The sequence below is a fragment of the Proteus sp. MB838 genome, assembly GCF_054767435.1.
The window spans coordinates 45,305-69,445 of sequence record NZ_BAABMO010000003.1 but is presented as its reverse complement, the minus strand read 5'-3'; the positions used below and the strand labels follow the sequence as shown (position 1 = coordinate 69,445).

The 24,141-nt window shown below is 40.4% G+C and carries 24 protein-coding genes, 2 tRNA genes and 2 pseudogenes; 21 read left to right on the top strand and 7 right to left on the bottom strand.

From position 1 onward, the window contains the following. Window positions 1-2 precede the first annotated feature (2 nt). The 4 genes from ACYUCW_RS02080 to ACYUCW_RS02065 all read left to right on the top strand — a co-directional run bounded on the left by ACYUCW_RS02080 (window position 3) and on the right by ACYUCW_RS02065 (window position 3,408). Complete coding sequence (locus tag ACYUCW_RS02080; protein WP_004246264.1) at window positions 3-350, top strand: gamma-glutamylcyclotransferase family protein; 348 nt, start codon at window positions 3-5, stop codon at window positions 348-350. A 253-nt stretch (window positions 351-603) separates the two neighbouring features. After that, complete coding sequence (locus ACYUCW_RS02075; protein WP_004246263.1) at window positions 604-867, top strand: hypothetical protein; 264 nt, start codon at window positions 604-606, stop codon at window positions 865-867. 46 nt (window positions 868-913) lie between these two features. Further along, on the top strand, window positions 914-2,206 hold the full coding sequence (locus tag ACYUCW_RS02070) for a dTDP-4-dehydrorhamnose 3,5-epimerase family protein (RefSeq protein WP_460408171.1): 1,293 nt from the start codon (window positions 914-916) through the stop codon (window positions 2,204-2,206). 8 nt (window positions 2,207-2,214) lie between these two features. Further along, on the top strand, window positions 2,215-3,408 hold the full coding sequence (locus ACYUCW_RS02065; protein WP_004253020.1) for an MFS transporter: 1,194 nt from the start codon (window positions 2,215-2,217) through the stop codon (window positions 3,406-3,408). Between the two features lie 77 nt (window positions 3,409-3,485). Here ACYUCW_RS02065 and ppa read toward each other — a convergent pair whose 3' ends face one another. Together ppa and fbp are read right to left on the bottom strand one after the other, a co-directional pair. Beyond that, complete coding sequence (gene ppa / locus ACYUCW_RS02060; RefSeq protein ID WP_004246260.1) at window positions 3,486-4,013, bottom strand: inorganic diphosphatase; 528 nt, start codon at window positions 4,011-4,013, stop codon at window positions 3,486-3,488. A gap of 199 nt (window positions 4,014-4,212) precedes the next feature. Then, complete coding sequence (fbp, locus tag ACYUCW_RS02055; protein WP_004249610.1) at window positions 4,213-5,220, bottom strand: class 1 fructose-bisphosphatase; 1,008 nt, start codon at window positions 5,218-5,220, stop codon at window positions 4,213-4,215. A gap of 165 nt (window positions 5,221-5,385) precedes the next feature. Between fbp and mpl the strand changes: the two genes are divergently transcribed. Beyond that, window positions 5,386-6,765, top strand: a complete 1,380-nt coding sequence (mpl, locus tag ACYUCW_RS02050) for a UDP-N-acetylmuramate:L-alanyl-gamma-D-glutamyl-meso-diaminopimelate ligase (RefSeq protein WP_460408170.1) — start codon at window positions 5,386-5,388, stop codon at window positions 6,763-6,765. A gap of 68 nt (window positions 6,766-6,833) precedes the next feature. On the opposite strand, the gene argR is transcribed toward mpl, so the two are convergent. Then, entirely contained in the window at window positions 6,834-7,304 is a 471-nt protein-coding gene (gene argR, locus ACYUCW_RS02045) for a transcriptional regulator ArgR (protein ID WP_004246257.1), read from the bottom strand. Between the two features lie 450 nt (window positions 7,305-7,754). Between argR and mdh the strand changes: the two genes are divergently transcribed. Beyond that, a complete protein-coding gene (gene mdh, locus ACYUCW_RS02040) occupies window positions 7,755-8,693 on the top strand; it encodes a malate dehydrogenase (protein ID WP_460408168.1) in 939 nt (312 codons plus the stop codon). 100 nt (window positions 8,694-8,793) lie between these two features. Here the strand turns inward: mdh and ACYUCW_RS02035 are convergent. Beyond that, window positions 8,794-9,060: pseudogene (locus tag ACYUCW_RS02035) on the bottom strand (helix-turn-helix domain-containing protein). Window positions 9,061-9,245: 185 nt separating this feature from the next. Between ACYUCW_RS02035 and ACYUCW_RS02030 the strand changes: the two are divergent. After that, entirely contained in the window at window positions 9,246-9,593 is a 348-nt protein-coding gene (locus ACYUCW_RS02030; protein WP_163748498.1) for a DNA-binding protein, read from the top strand. 78 nt (window positions 9,594-9,671) lie between these two features. Then, entirely contained in the window at window positions 9,672-10,088 is a 417-nt protein-coding gene (locus ACYUCW_RS02025) for a DNA-binding protein (protein ID WP_004246253.1), read from the top strand. 46 nt (window positions 10,089-10,134) lie between these two features. Here ACYUCW_RS02025 and ispB read toward each other — a convergent pair whose 3' ends face one another. Then, window positions 10,135-11,106, bottom strand: coding sequence for an octaprenyl diphosphate synthase (gene ispB / locus ACYUCW_RS02020; RefSeq protein ID WP_004246252.1), 972 nt, complete (start codon window positions 11,104-11,106; stop codon window positions 10,135-10,137). A gap of 262 nt (window positions 11,107-11,368) precedes the next feature. On the opposite strand from ispB, the gene rplU reads away from it, so the two are divergent. From rplU to cgtA, 3 genes are all read left to right on the top strand, one after another. Next, window positions 11,369-11,677 carry a 50S ribosomal protein L21 gene (gene rplU / locus ACYUCW_RS02015; protein ID WP_004246251.1) on the top strand — a complete coding sequence of 103 codons (309 nt, stop codon included), beginning with the start codon at window positions 11,369-11,371 and terminating at the stop codon, window positions 11,675-11,677. 19 nt (window positions 11,678-11,696) lie between these two features. Next, entirely contained in the window at window positions 11,697-11,954 is a 258-nt protein-coding gene (gene rpmA / locus ACYUCW_RS02010; RefSeq protein WP_004246250.1) for a 50S ribosomal protein L27, read from the top strand. Between the two features lie 131 nt (window positions 11,955-12,085). Then, a complete protein-coding gene (cgtA, locus tag ACYUCW_RS02005) occupies window positions 12,086-13,255 on the top strand; it encodes an Obg family GTPase CgtA (RefSeq protein WP_049209920.1) in 1,170 nt (389 codons plus the stop codon). 110 nt (window positions 13,256-13,365) lie between these two features. On the opposite strand, the pseudogene dacB reads toward cgtA, so the two are convergent. After that, window positions 13,366-14,809 (bottom strand): annotated as a pseudogene (dacB, locus tag ACYUCW_RS02000) (serine-type D-Ala-D-Ala carboxypeptidase). A 413-nt stretch (window positions 14,810-15,222) separates the two neighbouring features. On the opposite strand from dacB, the gene greA reads away from it, so the two are divergent. Next, window positions 15,223-15,699, top strand: coding sequence for a transcription elongation factor GreA (gene greA, locus ACYUCW_RS01995; RefSeq protein WP_004249606.1), 477 nt, complete (start codon window positions 15,223-15,225; stop codon window positions 15,697-15,699). Between the two features lie 122 nt (window positions 15,700-15,821). Here greA and yhbY read toward each other — a convergent pair whose 3' ends face one another. Further along, window positions 15,822-16,115, bottom strand: a complete 294-nt coding sequence (gene yhbY / locus ACYUCW_RS01990; RefSeq protein ID WP_012368729.1) for a ribosome assembly RNA-binding protein YhbY — start codon at window positions 16,113-16,115, stop codon at window positions 15,822-15,824. A gap of 145 nt (window positions 16,116-16,260) precedes the next feature. On the opposite strand from yhbY, the gene rlmE reads away from it, so the two are divergent. The 9 genes from rlmE (at window position 16,261) to nusA (ending at window position 24,128) form a co-directional block, all read left to right on the top strand. Continuing rightward, window positions 16,261-16,890, top strand: coding sequence for a 23S rRNA (uridine(2552)-2'-O)-methyltransferase RlmE (gene rlmE / locus ACYUCW_RS01985; protein WP_004246244.1), 630 nt, complete (start codon window positions 16,261-16,263; stop codon window positions 16,888-16,890). A gap of 56 nt (window positions 16,891-16,946) precedes the next feature. Further along, a complete protein-coding gene (gene ftsH, locus ACYUCW_RS01980; RefSeq protein WP_004246243.1) occupies window positions 16,947-18,887 on the top strand; it encodes an ATP-dependent zinc metalloprotease FtsH in 1,941 nt (646 codons plus the stop codon). 81 nt (window positions 18,888-18,968) lie between these two features. Continuing rightward, window positions 18,969-19,811, top strand: coding sequence for a dihydropteroate synthase (folP, locus tag ACYUCW_RS01975; RefSeq protein ID WP_104459365.1), 843 nt, complete (start codon window positions 18,969-18,971; stop codon window positions 19,809-19,811). Then, window positions 19,808-21,145, top strand: a complete 1,338-nt coding sequence (gene glmM, locus ACYUCW_RS01970; protein ID WP_460408167.1) for a phosphoglucosamine mutase — start codon at window positions 19,808-19,810, stop codon at window positions 21,143-21,145. Before folP ends, glmM begins: the two co-directional genes overlap by 4 nt. Before the next feature lie 166 nt (window positions 21,146-21,311). After that, the gene (gene secG / locus ACYUCW_RS01965) at window positions 21,312-21,656 is read left to right on the top strand and encodes a preprotein translocase subunit SecG (RefSeq protein WP_004246240.1); all 345 of its coding nucleotides are present in this window, start codon (window positions 21,312-21,314) and stop codon (window positions 21,654-21,656) included. A gap of 64 nt (window positions 21,657-21,720) precedes the next feature. Further along, window positions 21,721-21,810 (top strand) — tRNA-Leu (locus ACYUCW_RS01960). Between the two features lie 60 nt (window positions 21,811-21,870). Then, a tRNA-Met gene (locus tag ACYUCW_RS01955) sits at window positions 21,871-21,947 on the top strand. A 199-nt stretch (window positions 21,948-22,146) separates the two neighbouring features. After that, on the top strand, window positions 22,147-22,599 hold the full coding sequence (gene rimP, locus ACYUCW_RS01950; protein WP_004253010.1) for a ribosome maturation factor RimP: 453 nt from the start codon (window positions 22,147-22,149) through the stop codon (window positions 22,597-22,599). 20 nt (window positions 22,600-22,619) lie between these two features. Beyond that, complete coding sequence (gene nusA / locus ACYUCW_RS01945; RefSeq protein ID WP_004246238.1) at window positions 22,620-24,128, top strand: transcription termination factor NusA; 1,509 nt, start codon at window positions 22,620-22,622, stop codon at window positions 24,126-24,128. Window positions 24,129-24,141 lie beyond the last annotated feature (13 nt).

The following is a 24,141-nucleotide window of genomic DNA, read 5'->3' as shown; positions in this document are numbered from 1 at the left end:
ATATGCGAATTATTGTTTATGGAAGTTTACGGCGAAATCAGGGTAACCATCACTGGATGACCTACGCACAGCTATTAGGTGAGTATAAATTAGCGGGGTATAAACTCTATGATTTAGGGTTTTATCCTGCTGTGGTTGAAGGTGATGGTGAAATAGAATGTGAAGTTTATCGGATCACGCCTTCCATTTTGACGGAGCTTGATGAACTGAAAAAAAATGATCAAGATTACAAGCGCCAGTTGATATCAACACCTTATGGTAGTGCTTGGATCTATCTTTATCAAAAGCCAGTTGATGGGTTGCGAGAAATCAAAAGTGGAGATTGGCTAAAACGCCACGAAGAAGAGTAATAGGCTTACGAAAGCTGACTCAATAATGATTAAAAAAGCTCGATATATATCGAGCTTTTTTATTTTTACTAAAAGTAGTATTTATATTTTAAAATTTAAATAAATAATTATTACTTCGTTTTTTATCTAAATTGATATGAAAATAATTAATGGTAGAGCTGATTGACAGAAAAATAACTTCAGTGTTAAAACAGTTTTGCTTAAGAAGGAAAGAGATAACGACTTATTATTAAATAGCGAAATAAGGTAATTTATGGACAAATTAAACGATATTACTCAACTTTATAATAATCCACCAAAAGATGTAAAACATAATATAGTCAATCATCGTTTTACGGATATGATGCTACAAACTAAAACTGTTGCAACAGAAGCATTAGATAAATTAGCTTATCTTGCAGGTATTAAAAATGCACCTGCTGATGATAAGTATTTAAAATTAAACACCACTAGCTTAGATGCGTTACTAAAAAGTGCGAAGTCACTTGGTTATGATATCGAAGTCGTCAGTCTTTAATCAATAAGCAGCCGTAAGGCTGCTTTTTAAATGAAAGGAGGCAATAGTGAATAAGGATATTAATGAACTTAATAAAGATATTAATATTGTCGGATTACATTGGATTGAACGCTGGCGAGTGAATAATGGAAAACATCAGTCTTATGTTATTCCTTTCGCAACAACCTATCCTATTAATATTGTTTATCACGGTAAAAGCGAATTTAAATATGGGCAGTATGGCATTCATCTTGGCCAGCAAGATACACTCACCTTTTTAGGTGATAAAAAACAAAAGATACTGGCTAAATTTATTGATTGTCGTAAAAACTCACCGACATTTAAATCAGAATTAAGTTTGGAGATAACCCCATCATCCGCAAGAACACTTATTATTCCCCCAGGAGTTGCTCATACTTTTTCCCATCTAGAAAATGTTTTTACCTTAAATAGCTACTCTCTTTTTTTACCTACTATCGAGCAATTAGCAAGTGAAACATTAAATTGGTCACCTAATAATGATGTGATAAATCTGCCGGAAGATATCGATATTAATGAGATTGAAGGCTATGAGCCGATGACAGAAGAAGCTTCGGCGCTGGTCTACTATCGAGTTGCTGAGATACAACAGCAGTGGTTAAGCCAACATCGATTTTTACACTCTGAAACTCGTAAAATTCGCTTAGATAATGGCGATGAAATTAATGTAAGGTTGCGAGAGAAAATAGCCGATGTTCAAAAACAGTCATTACCTACATCCACTATTTTAGGTGTTGAATTTCGTGAAATGGCGACCCTGCATACGGGCAAAGAGAGTGGCATTGTTCCATTAACGCGACAATCCCCTATGTATCTAGTTGAACATGGTCAGGAGGCTTATGATTTCGACTCTTATGGATTACATTTAGGGCAAGAAGATCATTTAACTTTTTTAGGAAATACCTCGGGTAAAATCACTATTAAGCTGGTGGATATGCGTGAAGATTCGCCTACGCTATTTTATGAAGATGAAATGGTTTTTGATCCGGCACCCAATATTGAGTTAGTGATCCCCTGTGGTGTTGCCCATGCCTTATTTAATATGGCGAATATCATTACTGTGAATCGACCTGTTATCTATTTGGACGAAGAAAAAGAATATATTCCGGGTCATGACGTGATTGATTGGAAAATCGCTAATAAAAATTATCAAGCTTATCGTGTTAATAAAATAGCAGCAGATTTAACCTATTATCAATTTCTTGTTTCTAAACAACAAGCGTTAATGAAACATAGGCCCACCCATCATACCCCAAAATCAATTATTGTTTATGATGAAAATAATCAGCCTATTAAAGTATTAATTAAAGAAAAGGTGTAACCTCTATTATGCGTATTGTCTTTTTCTATATGCTTTTTTTGGTATTAAGTGCAGATGGTCTAATGGTTTTTTTGACACCTGTTATTGTTTATCAATTAACAACAAGCATTGAATATGCGGGATTGACATACGCTTTATGGTGGTTACCACGTATTTTTTTAATACCGCTTATTGGTCAATATATTGATGGTCTAGGTGTCCGTCCTGTTTCTGTTATTTCCGATAGCTGTAAAATTATCGGTTGTTTATTTTTATTAATAGTAGATTTTTCCTCTGATTTAGTTATTGCAATTAGTTTTGGATTAGTGGGTAGCTTAATTTCTATTGGTAATTCACAGACACTGATTTCATATGAAAAAATTATTGCCTTGATGAGTCGCCATAAAGAACATCATATTAATATAATGTCTCGAATGGATTTTTTGGGCATGATCATTGGCCCATTAATCGGTATGTTATTTATTGATTATGGTTACCATTATTTACTGATTATTCCCTGTCTATTTTATTTCATTAACGCCGTGTTCTTTTTGTTCTTTTACTTAGTGCCAAAACAGCGCCAATCTGCCACTCAGTTACATAGCCTAACAGAGACATTACAGGTGACGAAAAGGATAGTGGTGATTTTTACGTCTCCTATTTTGGTTTTTTCTATTTTAATTGCTATCGGCAATAATATGTTTGATGGATTAATTGAGTCGAGTGGGGCGGCGTTGATCGACCAATCGATGAATTTACCCATTAAATATTATGGCTTTATTGATATTTCTGCGGGGATCTGTGGCGTGATAGGAACTTATTTATATGGTTATCTAACCCATTATTTAAATCGAAAATTATTAATGTCTCTATCAATTTGTATCATCACAATAAGTTCTTTTCTATTGGTTATTTTTCAACATGATATCACGGCTTTTATTCTCTTTTATGCCCTATCCATTATTGGTAAGGTTTTTTCAGGGAATATTTTACGGATGTTAAGAATAGAAATTATTCCTGTGACACAATTAGCTAGCATTTCCTCACTGATTATTTTGTTTAATCAACTGATTTTGCCCATTGTTGGGGGATTGCTCTTTTTCTCTACAGGGAATATTTCGACAGTATATATATTGATGATAATCGCTATGGCGATCACCTTGGTGAGTGGCGTAATGCTTATTATGCGGTTAAACCATAAAAAAGAGATAATCATAAAATAAGCCCACATTTGAAGTGGGCTTATTTTTGCTAAGCAACCAATGGATTACTTAGCAACGCTAATTCTAATGACACAGAATTATTTTTTTGCGCGTTCAAAAGAAGACAGAATTTCAGCTTTAGCCGCTTCTACGCCTTCCCAACCATCAACTTTTACCCATTTACCAGATTCTAAATCTTTGTAATGTTCGAAGAAGTGTTTGATTTGAGCTTTTAATAATTCAGGTAGATCGTTCACATCTTTAATGTGATCGTATTCTTTACTTAGTTTAGTGTGTGGTACAGCAACCAGTTTTGCATCTTCACCTGATTCATCAGTCATTTTCAGTACGCCAACAGGACGGCAACGAATGACTGAACCTGGTTGTAATGGGTATGGAGTTGGAACCAGAACGTCTACTGGATCACCATCTAAAGATAATGTGTTGTTGATGTAACCGTAGTTGCATGGGTAGAACATCGCTGTTGACATAAAACGGTCAACGAACAGTGCACCACTTTCTTTATCAACTTCGTATTTGATTGGATCAGCATTGGCTGGAATTTCAATAACAACATAGATATCTTCTGGTAGTTCTTTACCAGCAGGAACATGATTCAGGCTCATAAAAAATTTCCTATGAAAAATTAATTTGACGTGGCTCGTAGTATAGCGAAAAGTTTTTAACAATACCCGTTTTTTGCCGTACAGGTTGCCTTTTGAGGTAAAAATAAGCAACAAATACACGAATTAGCTATTTTGGGAGATGAAAAAACCGGACGCGTTAATTAAGCCCGGTTTAACTATATCCTGACAAAAAGAAAATTTATTCTTCGTCTGGATATTGAGCCATAAATGCTTCTGCTTGTTCGACCATCGCTTTAGTACCCACAAAGAATGGCATGCGTTGGTGCAACTCTGTTGGTTTGATATCTAAAATACGATCTTTACCATTACTGGCTTTACCACCCGCTTGTTCCGCGAGGAATGCCATTGGGTTGCATTCATAAAGTAAGCGTAATTTACCATTTGGATGACTTGCCGTACTTGGGTAAATATAAATCCCCCCTTTGAGCAAGTTACGATGGAAATCCGCAACCAAAGAGCCAATATAGCGAGTTGTATAAGGACGGTTAGTTGCTGCATCCTGCTCTTGGCAATACTTGATGTATTTTTTTACCCCTAATGGGAATTTAATGTAGTTACCTTCATTGATTGAATACATATTTCCGGTAGGCGGAAAATGAACACTTTCGTGAGATAAACAGAAAACCCCTAAAGAAGGATCGTAAGTAAAGGCATGTACACCACAACCGGTAGTGTAAACCAACATAGTAGATGAGCCATAAACGACATAACCCGCAGCAACTTGGCGATTACCGGGTTGCAGGAAATCATCTAGTGTCACTGGTTGGCCAATAGGCGTAATACGGTGGTAAATAGAGAAAATAGTACCAACGGAAACGTTTACATCGATATTAGAAGAACCATCCAATGGATCCATTAATACCACATACTTGGCATTTTCCGCGCGATCACCTTCAAAGATAACGATATCGTCTTCTTCTTCCGAACCGATCCCCGCAACTTCACCACGAGCTTTAAGTGCTGCTTTTAGTTTCTCATTCGCGTAAAGATCCAGTTTCATCTGGGCTTCACCTTGAACATTAGAAACACCGTTAGTGCCAAGAATATCGACTAACCCAGCTTTATTAATATCACGGTGAATAATTTTAGCCCCAAGCTTAATGGCTGACAGCAATGCCGTTAATTCGCCAGTTGCATGGGGAAAATCTTGTTGTTTCTCGACGATAAATTCGCCTAATGTTTTCATGACGTGGGTCCTGAATGTGAATGGATAAAATATAAAAAGGAAAAAAGTTTCCTTATTAGTGGCAAGTTTATCCAAAGAATCGCATGATTCAAAGGTTAATCCGTTTCTAATCTGCTTTTTGATGGTTAGAATAGTGACCAACTTCATGCTATTGGAAAGAAATTCATGCACATTCATATTCTTGGTATTTGTGGCACCTTTATGGGAAGTCTTGCCATCTTAGCTCGAGCGAAAGGGCATAAAGTAACTGGCTCTGATGCAAATGTTTATCCTCCAATGAGCACATTATTGGAAAATCAAGGCATTGAGCTAATCGAAGGTTATGCTCCACAACAATTGGAACCTGCTCCTGACATGGTGATTATTGGCAATGCGATGACTCGAGGGAATCCTTGTGTTGAAGCGGTACTTGAAAAAGGATTGCCTTACACATCAGGGCCACAATGGTTACATGACTATATTTTGCCTGAGCGTTGGGTTTTGGCCGTTGCGGGTACCCATGGTAAAACGACTACGGCAGGTATGCTGGCTTGGATTTTAGAAGATTGTGGTTATCAACCTGGTTTTTTAATTGGTGGTGTGCCGGGTAACTTTCAAGTTTCAGCACAATTGGGGGAAAGCCCGTTTTTTGTTATTGAAGCTGATGAGTATGACAGTGCTTTCTTTGATAAACGTTCTAAATTTGTTCATTACTCGCCACGTACGCTTATCTTAAATAATCTGGAATTCGATCATGCGGATATTTTTGATGATTTAACGGCGATTCAAAAACAGTTTCATCATTTAGTCCGTATTGTGCCGGGCAGTGGCAAAATTATCATGCCTGATAACGATCTGAACTTAAAACAGACCATTGGTATGGGATGTTGGAGTGAGGAAGAGTACACCGGTGAGACGGGTGATTGGCAGGCGAAAAAGATCAGTAATGACAGTAGCCACTTTGCAGTGTTCCATAAAGGTGAGCAAGTCGGTGAGGTTTGTTGGGGACTTTCGGGTGAACACAATATGCAAAATGGCTTAATGGCCATTGTGGCAGCTCACCACGTTGGTGTATTACCGGTAGATGCATGCGCAGCACTCAATAAATTTATTAACGCCCGTCGTCGTTTAGAGTTACGGGGTGAAGTAAATCAAGTGAGTGTTTATGATGACTTTGCCCATCATCCTACGGCGATTTTAGCAACCCTTGAAGCGTTACGTAGTAAAGTTGGCGGAACAGCACGTATTATTGCGGTATTAGAACCTCGCTCTAATACGATGAAGATGGGGATCAGTAAAGATGATATCGCCCCGGCATTGGGACGTGCTGATGAAGTTTTCTTATTTCAGCCACCTAACATTCAATGGTTAGTCAGTGATATTGCCGAGAAGTGTGTACAGCCTGCTCGTTGGAGCACGGATATTGATACATTAGTGGAGATGGTTGCTAAAGAAGCTAAACCGGGTGATCATATTTTGATCATGAGCAATGGTGGCTTTGGTGGTATACATGAAAAACTCCTGGCGAAATTAGCCACACCAAAATCATCTGTGGATCAATATTAATTTAAATAAGTAAGCCACTGAAATTTCAGTGGCTTACTGTTTATGACCTATTTTCCTGAAGTCGCTATTTATAATTCCTGATCAAATAGGTTTAAAATCGCATCTCGTAGTTCTTCTGTTGAGAATCCTGGCGCGGGTGTAGAAAAAATAGTGTCATCACCAGCGATACTTCCGAGGATCCCTTCTGCTTTACCTAAAGAATCTAATAAACGTGCAATAAGCTGTGCGGCACCGGGGCTGGTTCTAATAACCACTACTGAGTGGTTATGGTCAATATCAAGTACCAAATTTTTCAATGGGCTACTTGCTGTTGGTACACCAAGTTCTGTTGGCAGGCAGTAAACCATTTCCATTTTGGCATTACGCGTTCTTACTGCGCCAAATTTTGTTAGCATACGAGAGATTTTAGACTGGTTAATATTATCAAAACCAGCTTCTTGTAATGCGGTTACAATCTCGCCTTGTGAACTGAATTTTTCTTCTTTCAGCAGGGCTTTAAATGCTTTAACCAAGTCTTCTTGCTTAGAAGGAGTGCGCATAGTTCACCTTTAGTGAGTTATCAATAACTCGCACATTATGCAGAGAAGTGAATTTTTATGCAACATTAGCTCCGTTAATCTTGTTTCTCTTCTTGGTTGATGTGTGTTTTTGTGTGTTAACTCAAAAAAGTTTTATTTCTCGATATTGAATGCGATAATCTTGATTAGGTAAATAATTTGTTAACTAAATGATAATCTTAAATGATTATGCAATATGAGATAGTTCGTTTAGCACTTAGCGATATTTATTGGAATTATTTCTCAAAAGAGTGCCCGCTATCTCATTAACAGATAAGCAATTTGTTTAGAATAACCGAAGTATTATTTTTTACTACAAATGCCTTATTATGCAATATAGCTGTTAAATAATTGTTTTCTTTACTAGGTGTGTTGCGTAATAGTGAGTATATCAAAGGCGTTCCACTATCTCGTAAACTAAGGAGTATCAGAATGAAAGTAGCAGTTCTCGGTGTAGCGGGTGGTATTGGTCAGGCACTGGCACTTCTTCTTAAAAATCAGCTTCCAGCTGGTAGTGAACTCTCTTTATATGATATCGCTCCGGTTACACCGGGTGTTGCAGCGGACTTAAGTCATATACCTACTCAAGTAAGGGTAAAAGGTTTTGCTGGCGAAGATCCTTCTCCTGCATTAAAAGATGCAGATGTTGTTTTAATTTCTGCCGGTGTTGCCCGTAAACCGGGTATGGATCGCTCTGATCTTTTCAATGTAAATGCAGGGATCGTGCGTAATCTTATTGAAAAAGTTGCACAAAACTGCCCTAAGGCGCTTATTGGTATCATTACTAATCCAGTCAATACTACGGTTGCTATCGCTGCTGAAGTACTGAAAAAAGCCGGTGTTTATGATAAAAAACGCCTATTTGGTGTGACAACACTGGATATTATCCGTGCGAATACTTTTGTTGCTGAATTAAAAGGCAAAGATCCACAAACAACGAATGTTCCGGTCATTGGTGGACACTCAGGTGTCACTATTCTTCCTTTGCTATCTCAAGTAGCCGGTGTGTCATTTACTGATGAAGAAGTTGCTGCATTAACAAAACGTATTCAAAATGCGGGAACTGAGGTTGTTGAAGCTAAAGCGGGTGGCGGATCAGCCACATTATCAATGGGACAAGCAGCTGCGCGCTTTGGTCTTTCATTGATCCGTGCTTTAAATGGCGAAAAAGATGTTATTGAGTGCACCTATACCGAAGGCGATGGTGAACATGCCCGTTTCTTTGCACAACCTGTTCGTTTAGGTAAGAATGGTGTTGAAGAATATCTACCAATCGGTCAATTAAGTGATTTTGAAAAACAATCTCTTAATGGCATGTTGGATGTATTGAAAAAAGATATAATTCTTGGCGAAGAATTTATTAATAAATAAAAAATAACCTTTTTGCTTTAAAATAATGTAAATTTAAATAAAAACCGCTGATAGTGTATCAGCGGTTTTTTTTATTAATTATAATATATGTAATTATTAGTTAATTATTGGTTTTGTCGCGTATCTTCCGTTCAAGTAATTCTCCTGTTTCAGGATGAAAATAACGACTGGGCCAAATTTCCGAAGGCGCTACACCTAGAAAGTCAGCAATGATTTTCTCACCTTTTGGCCAAGGGCGTGACAGTGCGTTAGCCAGTGTTGAAGAGCTTAAACCAGCTTGGCGAGAGATGGCTGCCAGTGTTGTGCCTCATTTTCTGAGTGCGGCAATAATATCGGCAGGATGCCAATCAGATTTCCTTGAAATCATTTTTAATCCTTTTTCTATAAAATTAAATGCTGTGTTAGTGGTATAAATAACAGTTTATTAGAAATGCTTAAAAGCATTAAACTGATTATTTAGAAAATAAAATAACATTATTTTTCTAAAAATATTTCTGATTTTATTCTTAATAATTTCTTTTTTGAAGTTGATAACAATTTTAGAGAAACGTAATGAAAAAAGAGTGGTATACGGCAATGGAATTGACGGGTATAGGTGGATTACCTAAATCACCACAAGGTGTAAATGCAAAAGCTAAACGTGAATCTTGGTTAAAACAAGAGAGAACTAATAAACAAGGAAATGGCGTTGAATATCATTACTCTTGTTTACCAGAAGAAACTTTAATTGCTCTGGAGCTTTATGAACCATTAGCACATTACAAACTAAATAAAGAGGAGCCACTCGTTATCTGGGTGAAAGCATTCCAACAACTTAATGATGGTGAACAAAAAACAGTAACAGAGCTGATCTTGCGGGATGGTATTAGAAGTTTTTTAGAAAAGATCGTCAAAGATTAAGCGACTTTAAAGAACGCGCTATTGCGTTATCCGCAACCGATATCTGACTAACCTCTTAGTTGAATGTGAGATGAGATCATGAAAAAAGAATGGTATACAGCAAAAGAATTAGTAGGGCTTGCAGGGTTACCTAATTCTCCACAAGGGGTCAATTTAATGGCACGCCGTGAAGGATGGGAAAATCGCCGTAAGCGTGGAGTACAAGGTAAAGCCGTTGAGTACTCGGTTAAAAGCCTCCCTGAAGAGGTGGTGAGTGTGTTAGCGGCGCATGAGCCTCCTGCAGAATATTTATCTAAGCGTCAGGATGCCTTTCTTATCTGGGTGGAAGCTTATTATCAGCTAACAAAATCAGAGCGTGAAAAAATCGTAAAATTTGTTTTACGAGAAGGTCTCGCTAAGTTAATTAGCTATATTGATGCTGACAATCAAGAAGAGATCGAACGAGAAAATGAAGAAGTGGTTCAAAAATTAAAAAGCCCCCCAGAGTCGACATAGTCGCTCTGACGGGCTTCTCATACTTTATGGGGTTTAGGTATGAAAATTACGATTGTCGTTGCACAGCAACGTGCGCAAGGCCAATTAATGCATCTTTGTAAGATGAATCAGGAATAATCGCTAACGCCTCAATGGCTTTATCGGCTTCTTCTTCCGCTTTTTGGCGGGTATATTCCAGTGAGCCACACTGTTTCATCGTTTTTAACACAGTGTCGAGTAAATGACGGCCGTTACCTTTTTCAATGGCTTGACGAATGAGTTGTGATTCTGTTTCGTTACCATGGTGCATGGCATGAAGTAAAGGCAAAGTAGGTTTACCTTCATCCAGATCGTCACCGGTATTTTTACCTAATTGGGTATTATCTGCATCATAATCCAGTAAATCGTCAATCAGCTGGAATGCGGTACCAAGATAACGACCATAATCTTGGAAAGCTTTCTCTTGCTCTGGAGTGGCTCCGCAGAGGATGGCTGACGCATGAGAGGCAGCTTCAAATAAACGAGCGGTTTTACTGTAGATAACTTGCATATAGTCATCTTCAGTAATGTCAGGATCGTTACAATTCATTAATTGTAATACTTCACCTTCAGCGATCACATTGGTTGCGCTAGACATCAGCTTTAGCACGCGCATGGAATCAAGATCCGTCATCATCTGAAAAGATCGTGTATAAATAAAGTCACCTACCAGCACGCTTGCAGCATTACCAAACACAGCATTAGCTGTTTGTTTGCCTCTACGCATATCGGATTCATCAACAACATCGTCGTGCAATAATGTTGCGGTATGAATAAATTCAATTAAAGCGGCGACAGAGATATGTTTGTCCCCTTGATAATCCAAAGCTCGGCCGGTCAGAACAGCGATCATTGGGCGGATCCTTTTACCACCACCGCTAATGATGTAGTAACCAAGCTGGTTTATCAAAGAAACATCTGAATTAAGCTGGTAAAGAATTGCGTCATTTACCGCAGCCATATCAGCGGATGTGAGTTTTATAATAGATTCTAAATTCATGTTTTTCGACTTTGGCTCGCCAATGAGCGCGTTATAATTAATAAAAAATGATCATGCCATAGATTTTACTCTCTTATAATTTAGATTGTACTTTAAAAATGGCTGAAATAAATATTGTGTAAAAAACTCTTTTTTTTGCTGGTTGTTTGCGATCTATACTTGTCATCGCGACTAAATTTGCGTAGAATTCGCGCCCTATGTGAATATTTTAATTGTGCACTCAAATTATACATATTGGGAGTGTGCGGAAAGCGGAGTTTATATGTACGCGGTTTTCCAAAGTGGTGGTAAACAACACCGAGTCAGCGAAGGTCAAACAATTCGCTTAGAAAAGCTTGAAGTAGCAACTGGCGAAACTATTGAGTTTGACACCGTCATGATGGTCGCTGATGGCGACAACATTCAAATTGGCGCTCCAATCCTTGAGGGCGTTAAAGTTAAAGCGGAAGTGGTTGCTCACGGTCGCGGCGAGAAAGTTAAAATTGTTAAGTTCCGTCGTCGTAAACACAGCCGTAAACAACAGGGCCACCGTCAGTGGTTTACTGATGTTAAAATCACTGGTATCGCTTAAGGTTTAGGAGAGCAGATTAATGGCACACAAAAAGGCTGGCGGCTCGACTCGTAACGGTCGCGATTCCGAAGCAAAACGTCTAGGTGTAAAACGTTTCGGTGGTGAAGCTGTATTAGCAGGTAGCATCATCGTTCGTCAACGTGGTACTAAGTTCCATGCAGGTACTAACGTTGGTTGTGGTCGTGACCACACCCTGTTTGCGTTAGCTGACGGAAAAGTTAAATTCGAAGTTAAAGGTCCAAACAATCGTAAATTTATCAGCATCGAAGCTGAATAATTACCGGTCCTTTAAACACCGAGTTAAAAGCCCTGCACAGTCTGTTGCGGGGCTTTTTATATTTAAAAAAGGCCATCTCTGGGTAATTTCGGCCATCCAGCACGTTAATGGCTATCATACGGAGTAAAATCATGAAATTTGTTGATGAGGCCAAGATCCTAATCGTCGCTGGCGACGGTGGTAACGGCTGTGTAAGCTTTCGTCGAGAAAAATATATCCCGAAAGGGGGACCAGACGGTGGTGATGGCGGTGATGGTGGTGATGTCTACATGGTTGCAGACGAAAACCTCAACACCCTTATCGATTACCGTTTTACTAAATCTTACCGCGCTGAGCGTGGTGAAAATGGCCAAAGCCGTGATTGTACGGGAAAACGTGGTCAAGATATTACTATTAATGTCCCTGTGGGGACGCGTGCCCGTGATCTTGCTACAGGTGAGATCATTGCTGACTTAACGGTACATGGTCAAAAACAAATGGTCGCTAAAGGTGGCTTCCATGGTTTAGGGAATACGCGTTTTAAATCATCAGTCAATCGTGCACCACGTCAACGCACAATGGGTACACCAGGTGAATCACGTGAAGTACTGTTAGAGCTGATGCTACTTGCGGATGTAGGTATGTTAGGTATGCCGAATGCCGGTAAATCTACCTTTATTCGAGCCGTCTCGGCAGCCAAACCCAAAGTGGCAGATTATCCATTTACTACACTAGTACCTAGCTTAGGTGTTGTGCGTATGGACAGCCATCAAAGCTTTGTAGTTGCGGATATACCGGGGCTGATCGAAGGGGCTGCTGATGGCGCGGGTCTTGGGATCCAGTTCCTGAAACATTTAGAACGTTGCCGTGTATTATTGCATTTGATCGACATCGATCCTATTGATGGTTCTGATCCCGTTGAAAATGCCAAAATCATTATTTCTGAATTAGAAAAATACAGCGATAAACTGGCACAAAAACCACGTTGGTTAGTTTTCAATAAAGTGGATCTGCTTGATGCCGATGAAGCAAAACAGAAAGCGCAAGCGATAGTTGAAGCGTTGGGTTGGGAAGGTGATTATTATATGATTGCTGCTATCAACCAAGAAGGGGTGAAAAAACTTTGTTGGGATATTATGGAATTCCTGAAAGTAACCCCACGTGAGCAAGATATTGCTACCGCTTTAGCCACTGAAGAAAAAGTTGATTTTATGTGGGATGACTACCATAAAGAACAACTTGAAAATCCTGACATTGAAGACGATGACGAAGATTGGGATGAAGAAGATGATGATGGTGTAGAGTTTATCTACCAACGTTAATCTCTCTTTTTATCGGTATTGTTGTCTCGGTATCGTATAGACATACAGATAGTGAGACATAAAAAACGCCTGAATTTTCAGGCGTTTTTACTTTCTAACAAATAATAGTGCTATCTATTGTTATAGATATCTTTATATAAATTCGTTTCAAAACGAACCAAATAGGCGCGTCCAGCATTGCGATTTTGTGTAGGGGGAGAGTAGGCAGAAATAAATTGTACAAATGCCACTTTCTGTCCATTGGCTGTGGTCATAAAGCCAGCTAGATTATACACTCCCTTGAGTGAACCTGTTTTAGCGGAAACTTTACCGTTGACGCCCGCTTCAGTAAAACCACCACGATATTGCAATGTACCATCATGACCGGCAAGAGGAAGCATACTGATAAAATTTAACTCACTATCATGTTGTCCGACATATTGTAATACTTGCATCATGGTTGCGGGGGGCTATCAGGTTATGGCGGGAAAGCCCAGATCCATCCACCATAATTGTATTAGCTAAATCAATGCCCGCTTTTTGTTTTAAAATAGCACGAGTGGCATCCGCCCCTGAACGCCAAGTGCCAGCTACACCATAATATTCACGACCAATAGTTCTAAATACGGCATCTGCAATCATATTGTCAGACTCTTTTAACATCGTCGTCAATAAAGTGTGTAACGGTTTAGATTGTGTTTGTGCTAAAACAGTAACAGGGGCTTTAGGTTGGGAGCGGCGTTTGACATAACCGTCCAGCTCAATATCTGCACGTTGTAACTCTTCTTTTAGCAATATACCTGCCCAGTGCGCACCATCTTGAATGGAAAACATCAGCGGCATGGCTTCTTCACGTTTAGGAATGCAGCCTGTTATCACATAAGTATTTAAATCTCTCACCGTGACGTCTAATTCGCAAAAGCGGGTTCGTGTTGAGCCTTTTTCATAGGTTTCAACTTCGCTTAAAACCGTGACAGGATAAAAAGACGCTTTACGTATGGTGGCGATATCACCTTCTTTTTGACCACTTTGCAGTAAGACGGAAAAACAATTTTTATCTACAATAGCGGCACTTGGTGGGGCACTAAAGCATTGGGTCATATCATTCCAAACCCATCCCGGCGCTTTGTCATGGCTGGAGAAAGCAGAGGTATCAATTAATAAATTTCCCGTTATTTTTGTGACGCCGGATTGTTTTAATACGGCAACCATTGCTCGTAATTGCTGGCGAGTTAGCGTAGGATCACCACTAAAACGGAAAATTAAATCACCCTCTAGTTGATTGTTTTTTATCTTACCTTCCGTTTCCATTGTGGTGGTAAATTGATAATCGCCCCCTAATTGCAATAGGGCGGCTAAAGCTGTGACCACTTTTTGTGTGCTGGCTGGCAAAGATAATTGATTATCATTATAAGTTAGGTTAGGGGAGGATGCGCCAACAGTTTGGGTGATTAAACCGACTTGAGTGCCATCAGGCAAAAGTTCTATATATTTTTCAACAGGAATGGCGAGGGTTGAAAAGCTTAACAGACTCAAGGTATAAAATATTCCGCGGAATATAGGTAATAAGCGCATAATTTCTCTATCCGTAACTATAAGCTTAACGCTATAGTGTTGATTGCCAGAGGCTAATACTAAAGGGCAATGAGGGCAAAAGTAAACGGTAACACGTGTGATTATCTGATTATCAGAAAATATTACTTATCCTGTTTTTAAAACGAGAATAAGACGTGAAGCCATTGGCCTCTTGTGTTAGATTTAGTTTAGCTTTAGATAAGGGAGGTTTTTACTACTTCCCAACCAAAAGGGTAGAAAGTTACAATTATTTTCTATTCATCGAATATATAAAGGGACAGGCCCTCATTAAGGCTGCCTGTGTCTTTTTTTGTCTTGAGAAGAGTAAAGTAGAACCTTTTCTCTGTGTTGTTAGTATAAAAAATCAGGATGATACCTATTTTTTATTAGGAATAGTATTGAGGTATTAACACATGAATCAGATCCCTATGACAGTTCTCGGAGCAGAAAAATTACGCGAAGAACTGGAATATCTAAAAACTGTTCGTCGCCCAGAAATTACCGCGGCCATTGCTGAGGCACGGGAACATGGCGACTTAAAAGAAAACGCGGAATATCACGCAGCTCGTGAACAACAGGGTTTCTGTGAAGGCCGCATTCAAGAAATTGAAGCAAAATTATCAAATGCGCAAGTCATTGATATCACTAAAATGACGAATAATGGACGTATTATTTTTGGTGCCACGGTGACGTTACTCAATGTGGATACTGAAGAAGAGCAAAAATACCGCATTGTTGGTGATGATGAAGCAAACATTAAAGAAAACTTAATTTCAGTCAACTCACCGATTGCCCGTGGATTGATTGGTAAAGAGTTAGATGATGTGGTGGTCATTAACACCCCAGGCGGCCAAGTAGAGTATGAAGTTTTAAACGTAGAATATATTTAATTTGTAATTTTACGTTTCTATAGAAAACTAGAATGCTATCCTGTGGTAATATTAAAAAAGGCCTGAAAAGGCCTTTTTTGCCATAGAGTTAGTTATGGCATTTTTATATAAAGGTATAAGTTTTATTTCGGTAAAATAATTTTACGCGCTTCAGAAGGGCGATAAAGAACAACCATTTTTCCGATAACTTGTACATTCTGTGCACCGCTTTCACGCACAATCGCTGCCACGATCAAGTTTTTAACATCTCGATCTTCGCCTGCGATTTTGACTTTGATAAGCTCATGATGTGCCAGAGCGATTTCAATTTCTGCAAGAACGCCTTCAGTCAACCCGTTGTTACCGATCATAACGACAGGATTGAGATGATGAGCGAGCCCTTTCAGGTGTTGAATTTGTTTTTTGTTAAGAGTCATCATTAATTTTTGCTTAGTTGGGATTGAAAACGGTCTATTCTAACGCCATCTCTCATTTATCACCATAAAATGTCGTCAAGATGCGGTAAAATGAGTGAAGAAGTAAAATTTTTGATTGCTAAGTGTATGATAGTTGGAAAACGCAATGGCCAATAAAAAACGTTCGGCAAGCTCTAGCCGCTGGTTACAAGAACATTTTAGTGATAAATATGTTCAACAAGCAAAGAAAAAAGGGTTTCGCTCTCGAGCTTGGTTTAAATTGGAAGAAATTCAGCAAAGTGATAACATTTTCAAACCAGGTATGACCGTTGTCGATTTAGGTGCTGCTCCGGGTGGGTGGTCTCAATATGTCGTACAGCAGTTAGGAAATAAAGGTAGGATCATCGCATGTGACCTTTTACCTATGGATCCTATCGTTGGTGTCGATTTCCTTCAAGGCGATTTTCGTGATGAACTTGTATTGAAGGCATTGCTTGATAGAGTAGGTGATAATAAAGTCCAGGTTGTCATGTCTGACATGGCTCCAAACATGAGCGGAACACCCGCGGTCGATATTCCTCGATCCATGTATTTAGTAGAGTTAGCGCTTGATATGTGTCGTGATGTGCTGGCTCCCGGGGGAAGTTTTATTGTCAAAGTGTTTCAGGGAGAAGGCTTTGATGAGTACCTGGGGCAAATACGCTCCCTGTTTACGAAAGTGAAAGTTCGTAAACCAGACGCTTCGCGGTCTCGTTCTCGTGAGGTATATATTGTAGCCACAGGGCGTAAACTTTAGTACCCTAAAGCTATTTGTTAACACAGTTGTAATATGAGGTTAATCCCTTGAGTGACATGGCGAAAAACCTGATCCTCTGGTTAGTCATTGCAGTCGTATTGATGTCATTATTCCAGAGCTTCGGACCCAGCGATTCGAATAGTCGTAAGGTGGATTACTCTACCTTTATCAATGAGTTAACTAATAACCAGTTACGCGAGGTCAGCATAAGTGGTTATGATATTAATGTAACTAAAACAGATAACTCAAAGTACAGCACGTATATGCCTATGCGTGATGATAACCTGCTGACCACTTTAATGAACCGTAATGTAAAAGTGACCGGAGAACCCATTGAAGGTCAAAGCCTTCTAACACAAATTTTTGTGTCTTGGTTCCCAATGCTTTTACTGATTGGTCTTTGGATCTTCTTTATGCGCCAAATGCAAGGTGGTGGCGGTAAAGGTGCGATGTCTTTTGGTAAGAGTAAGGCTCGCATGTTGACAGAAGACCAAATCAAAACAACCTTTGCTGATGTTGCAGGTTGTGATGAGGCAAAAGAAGAAGTCAGCGAGCTAGTTGAGTATTTACGTGATCCGGGTCGTTTCCAGAAATTAGGTGGTAAAATTCCGAAAGGTATCCTAATGGTTGGTCCTCCGGGTACGGGTAAAACATTATTAGCAAAAGCGATTGCTGGTGAAGCAAAAGTACCTTTCTTTACTATTTCTGGTTCTGACTTCGTTGAAATGTTTGTCGGGGTCGGTGCTTCTCGTGTTCGTGATATGTTTGAACAGGCTAAAAAAGCAGCACCTTGTATCATCTTTATCGATGAAATCGATGCGGTTGGTCGTCAACGTGGTGCCGGTCTTGGCGGTGGTCATGATGAACGTGAACAAACGCTGAACCAAATGCTGGTCGAAATGGATGGTTTTGAAGGCAATGAAGGTATCATCGTGATTGCCGCAACTAACCGCCCTGACGTATTAGACCCTGCATTATTACGTCCAGGTCGTTTTGACCGTCAAGTCGTCGTAGGTTTACCAGATGTTCGTGGTCGTGAGCAAATTCTGAAAGTGCATATGCGCCGAGTGCCATTATCACCAGACGTTGATCCTGCGATCCTTGCTCGTGGTACTCCGGGTTTCTCCGGTGCTGACTTGGCAAACTTGGTTAATGAAGCTGCACTATTTGCCGCACGCGGTAACAAACGTGTTGTTTCAATGGTCGAGTTCGAAAAAGCAAAAGATAAGATCATGATGGGTGCTGAACGCCGTTCAATGGTTATGACCGAAGAACAAAAAGCATCAACGGCTTATCATGAAGCGGGACACGCCATTATTGGTCGTTTAGTGCCTGAACATGATCCGGTACACAAAGTGACGATTATCCCGCGTGGACGTGCATTAGGTGTGACTTTCTTCTTACCTGAAGGTGACCAAATCAGTGCCAGCCGTCAAAAACTGGAAAGCCAAATTTCAACACTTTATGGTGGTCGTTTAGCGGAAGAGATCATTTATGGGCCTGAACATGTTTCGACAGGGGCTTCTAATGATATCAAAGTGGCAACCAATATTGCGCGTAACATGGTGACACAGTGGGGCTTCTCTGAAAAATTAGGGCCATTACTGTATGCTGATGAAGACGGTGAGGTGTTCTTAGGTCGTTCAGTTGCTAAAGCGCAACATATGTCAGATGAAACGGCACGTACTATCGACGAAGAAATTAAAGCTATCATCGATCGTAACTATACCCGAGCTCGTCAAATCCTGATGGACAACCTAGATATTCTGCACTCAATGAAAGATGCATTAATGACTTATGAAACCATTGATGCACCTCAAATTGATGACTTAATGAATCGTCGTGAAGTTCGTCCACCGGCAGGTTGGGAAGGCAATAATGGCAATAGTGGTGCAAATACCGCTACAGCACAGCCGACACAAACACATGTGACGAATGAGCCAAATAATAAGTCAGGATCAGAGAGTGACACACCTTCTGATAACAATACTCATTAATCCTTATCGGGTTCTATATTGAGTAAGCTATAAATACAAACCCCAGGCTTTCTGGGGTTTTTTTATATAGGTATCAACGAAATGAAATTAATTGCCAGAGGAAGAGAGCTTAATTTATCTTCACCCCAAGTGATGGGCATTTTAAATGTGACGCCAGATTCATTTTCTGATGGCGGAACGCATAACTCTCTTAATGATGCTATTAACCACGCCGCTAAACTTATTGCTGAAGGGGCTTCTATCATCGATATCGGTGGTGAATCAACAAGGCCGGGTGCCAGTGATATTTCTGTCGATGAAGAGTTACATCGTGTTATTCCTGTGGTCGAAGCTATCCAGCAACGTTTTGATGTGTGGATTTCTGTTGATACATCCAAAGCACAAGTGATCACGGAGTCCGCTCAAGCGGGTGCCTCTATTATCAATGATATACGTTCACTTACCGAACCTGGAGCACTTCAGGCGGCTGCAAAAACGGGGTTACCTGTTTGTATTATGCATATGCAAGGTTTACCTAAAACAATGCAACATTCGCCGCAGTATAAGAATGTGATGATAGAAGTTGATGCTTTTCTGGCAGAGAATATTCAACGTTGTATTGATGCTGGTATCGAGAAAAATCAAATTATTCTTGATCCAGGCTTCGGCTTTGGTAAAAATTTAGCGCATAATTATCAATTATTAGCACATCTAAGTGATTTTCATCACTTTGGTTTACCGATACTCGCCGGAATGTCACGTAAATCAATGGTAGGACAGTTACTCAATGTTCCGCCACAAGAGCGTGTTGCTGGTAGTGTTGCTTGCGCAGTTATTGCTGCAATGCAAGGGGCACAAATTATTCGTGTACACGATGTTAAAGAGACTGTAGATGCGATGAAAGTCGTGCAGGCGACTCTTTCTGCAAAGGAAAATAATGAATGAGCGAACGTAAATACTTTGGAACAGACGGTATCCGTGGAAAAGTAGGTGACAGCCCTATTACACCTGATTTTGTATTAAAGCTAGGCTGGGCTGCAGGTAAAGTACTTGCACGTCACGGCTCACGTAAAATCATTATTGGTAAAGATACTCGTATTTCTGGTTATATGTTGGAATCGGCTCTAGAAGCAGGCCTTGCTGCTGCGGGATTATCCGCTTCATTTACAGGCCCGATGCCAACCCCCGCGGTCGCTTATTTAACCCGTACTTTCAGAGCAGAAGCTGGCATAGTGATTTCTGCTTCTCATAATCCCTATTATGATAATGGCATCAAATTCTTCTCCATTGATGGTACAAAACTACCTGATGAAGTAGAAGAAGCCATTGAAGCGGAAATGGAAAAACCGATCACTTGTGTAGAGTCCGCAGAATTAGGGCGTGCGAATCGCATTGTTGATGCCGCGGGCCGTTATATTGAATTTTGTAAAGGTACGTTCCCTAACGAAAATAATTTAAATGGGTTAAAAGTTGTTGTGGATTGTGCCCATGGTGCAACTTACCATATTGCGCCTAATGTTTTTCGTGAACTCGGGGCTGAGGTTATCACTATTGGTTGTGAGCCTACGGGCATCAATATCAATGACGAATGTGGTGCAACAGATGTACGCATGTTGCAAAAACGCGTGTTAGAAGAGGGTGCCGACGTTGGTTTAGCCTTTGATGGTGATGGTGACCGTATTATTATGGTTGATCATAAAGGCCTAAAAGTAGATGGTGACCAAATTCTCTATATCATTGCGCGAGAAGCGTTACGCCAAGGTCAACTACGTGGTGGTGCCGTCGGTACACTAATGAGTAATATGGGGTTAGAGATTGCCTTAAAACAGCTTGGTATTCCTTTTGTGAGAGCCAAAGTGGGTGACCGCTATGTGCTTGAGAAATTGCAAGAAAAAGGCTGGCGTTTAGGGGCGGAAAACTCGGGTCATATTATTTTACTTGATAAGACAACAACGGGTGATGGTATTGTTGCTGGTCTACAAGTATTAAGCGCAATGGTTCGTAACCATATGAGCTTGCATGATCTATGCAGTGGCATGAAATTATTACCACAAATTTTGGTGAATGTTCGTTTTACGGGAAATCACGATCCTCTACAATCCACAGAAGTTCAGCAATTCGCAAAAGAAGTTGAGGCGGAGCTTGGTGGTAAGGGACGCGTTTTATTACGTAAATCAGGAACAGAACCATTAATTCGAGTGATGGTTGAAGGCGAAAATGAAGAGCAAGTCACAGCGATGGCGAATCGTATTGCTGGTGCAGTAAAACATGTTGGCTAATTGCTGTTTTTTTCTTCAATTAATCACTTTATAGTAAAATAACCTTGCTTGTCAGTTCAGGTTTGGTTAGTATTCACACCCGCTTAGTAAGGTCGTTGAACTAAAGCGGGTGAAGCAATCGAAGGTTATCGCATAGGCGATAAGTTCCATAGAATAGGTAACGCAAATGTATACAGCACTCATTGTTATTCTTATCATTGCAGCAACAGGGCTGGTTGGTCTGATCCTGTTACAGCAGGGTAAAGGTGCTGATATGGGCGCTTCTTTTGGTGCAGGTGCTTCCGGTACAGTATTTGGTTCAAGCGGTTCAGCAAATTTCATGACCCGTATGACCGCTGTTTTAGCAACAGTGTTTATTGTACTTTGCCTTATTTTAGGTAATTTAAGTGCCAATAAAACTGTTCGTGAAGACAGTAAGTGGATGTCTATCGAGCAGACTGCAGAAGAAGCGAAAAAAGCTGAGCAATTAGCAGCGCCTGTAGCACCAGCAAACACAGATATTCCGCAGTAAACTAAGTAATAGTTAAAAATGAGATTGTTTGGGGTTTTGGTTAAATAAACAGTCTCATTAAAGTGCCGAGGTGGTGAAATTGGTATACACGCTACCTTGAGGTGGTAGTGCCTACAAAACGGGCGTACGGGTTCAAGTCCCGTTCTCGGCACCATTATTCCAGATAGCTTGCGTTTTGCTTGTTATCAGCGTAAAATTTGCCACGTTTTTCGAACGCGGGGTGGAGCAGCTTGGTAGCTCGTCGGGCTCATAACCCGAAGGTCGTTGGTTCAAATCCAGCCCCCGCAACCACTTCTAACAATACAGCACTTTTCTCATTAATCATCTTGTAAACCGATTATGATCCTGAGTGGAATGTGCCGTAGAAGAGGTTATCTCGATTGGCAAGTTACAGGGTCCAGTTGCATAAAGCCCCGAATTTCGGGGTTTTTTGTTATCAGAGAATAGAATACTGGGCTATAAGCCCTTTTTTTATGCCTTGGGGGTGGGTTTGTCCACATTAGAGCAAAAATTAACAGCGATGGTTTCAGCACCAGTAGAAGCATTAGGCTTTGAATTTGTTGGTCTTGAGTTTATTCGTGGTCGAGTATCAACATTGCGTATCTATATTGATAGTGAAGAAGGTATCACTGTTGATGATTGTGCTGATGTTAGCCACCAGGTCAGTGCTGTGCTGGATGTTGAAGATCCAATTCAAACATTTTATAACCTTGAGATCTCATCTCCTGGTTTAGAAAGACCTTTATTCACTACAACGCATTATGAGCAATTTATCGGCGAAGAAGTCGCCGTTGTATTACGAATTGCGATGCAAAACCGCCGTAAATGGCAGGGCATTATTAAGTCTGTCGCTGGCGAAATGATCACGGTTACTGTGGATGGTAAAGACGAAGTGTTCGCACTGAGCAACATCCAGAAAGCTAACCTGGTACCCCACTTTTAAGTTTTGAAGAGGCAACTAGGATGAACAAAGAGATTCTGGCTGTTGTGGAAGCGGTCTCTAACGAAAAATCTCTTCCTCGTGAGAAGATTTTCGAAGCACTGGAAACTGCATTAGCGACAGCGACTAAGAAAAAATATGAGCAAGAGATTGATGTACGAGTTTGCATTGATCGTAAAACGGGGGATTTTGATACTTTCCGTCGTTGGCTTGTGGTTGAAGAAGTTACTCAGCCTACTCGTGAAATCACACTTGAAGCGGCTAAATACGAAGAGCCTGAAATTGAACTAGGCGGCTTCATTGAAGACCAAATTGAGTCTGTTACTTTCGACCGTATTACCACCCAGACCGCAAAACAAGTGATCGTACAAAAAGTACGTGAAGCTGAAAGAGCGATGGTTGTTGATCAATTCCGCGAACAATTAGGCGAAATTATCACGGGCGTTGTGAAAAAAGTAAACCGCGATAACATCACCCTAGATTTAGGAAATAACGCAGAAGCCGTTATCTTACGTGAAGATATGCTACCGCGTGAAAATTTCCGCCCAGGTGACCGTGTACGTGGTGTCTTATACGATGTTCGTACAGAAACTCGTGGTGCACAACTTTTCGTAACACGTTCTCGTCCTGAAATGCTGATCGAATTATTCCGCATTGAAGTACCTGAAATTGGCGAAGAGATCATTGAGATTAAAGCTGCAGCACGTGATCCAGGTTCTCGTGCCAAAATCGCTGTAAAAACCAACGATAAACGCATCGACCCTGTGGGTGCTTGTGTTGGTATGCGTGGTGCACGTGTACAAGCCGTTTCCAGTGAACTGGGCGGTGAACGAATTGATATTGTTCTGTGGGATGATAATCCTGCACAATTCGTGATTAATGCAATGGCTCCGGCAGATGTTGCTTCTATTGTTGTCGATGAAGACAAATGTACAATGGACGTCGCTGTTGAAAGCAGTAATCTTGCCCAAGCGATTGGCCGTAATGGTCAAAATGTTCGCTTAGCAGCACAATTACTGAAAAAACATCGCGGTGATGACAAATGGGAACTGAATGTCATGACTGCAGATGAACTGAATGCTAAGCATCAGGCAGAAGCAAACGCAGCCATTGAAATATTTACTAAGCATCTCGACATTGATGAAGACTTCGCAACTGTTTTAGTTGAAGAAGGTTTCTCTACCCTTGAAGAGTTAGTTTATGTGCCGATTGACGAACTGTTAGCTATCGACGGTCTTGATGAAGAAACAGTTGAAGCATTACGAGAAAGAGCAAAAGCGGCATTAACAACGATTGAACTAGCTCAAAAAGAAAGCCTAGGCGATAACCAGCCAGCTGAGGACTTATTAGCTCTCGAAGGCATGGAACGTTCTTTAGCATTTGATCTAGCTGCCCGTGGTATCTGCACACTGGAAGATCTTGCCGAACAGGGTATCGACGACCTAACTGATATTGACGGTTTAAATAGTGAGCGCGCAGGCGAGCTCATTATGGCTGCTCGTAATATCTGCTGGTTTGGGAATGATGCGTAACAACTGAGCAGGA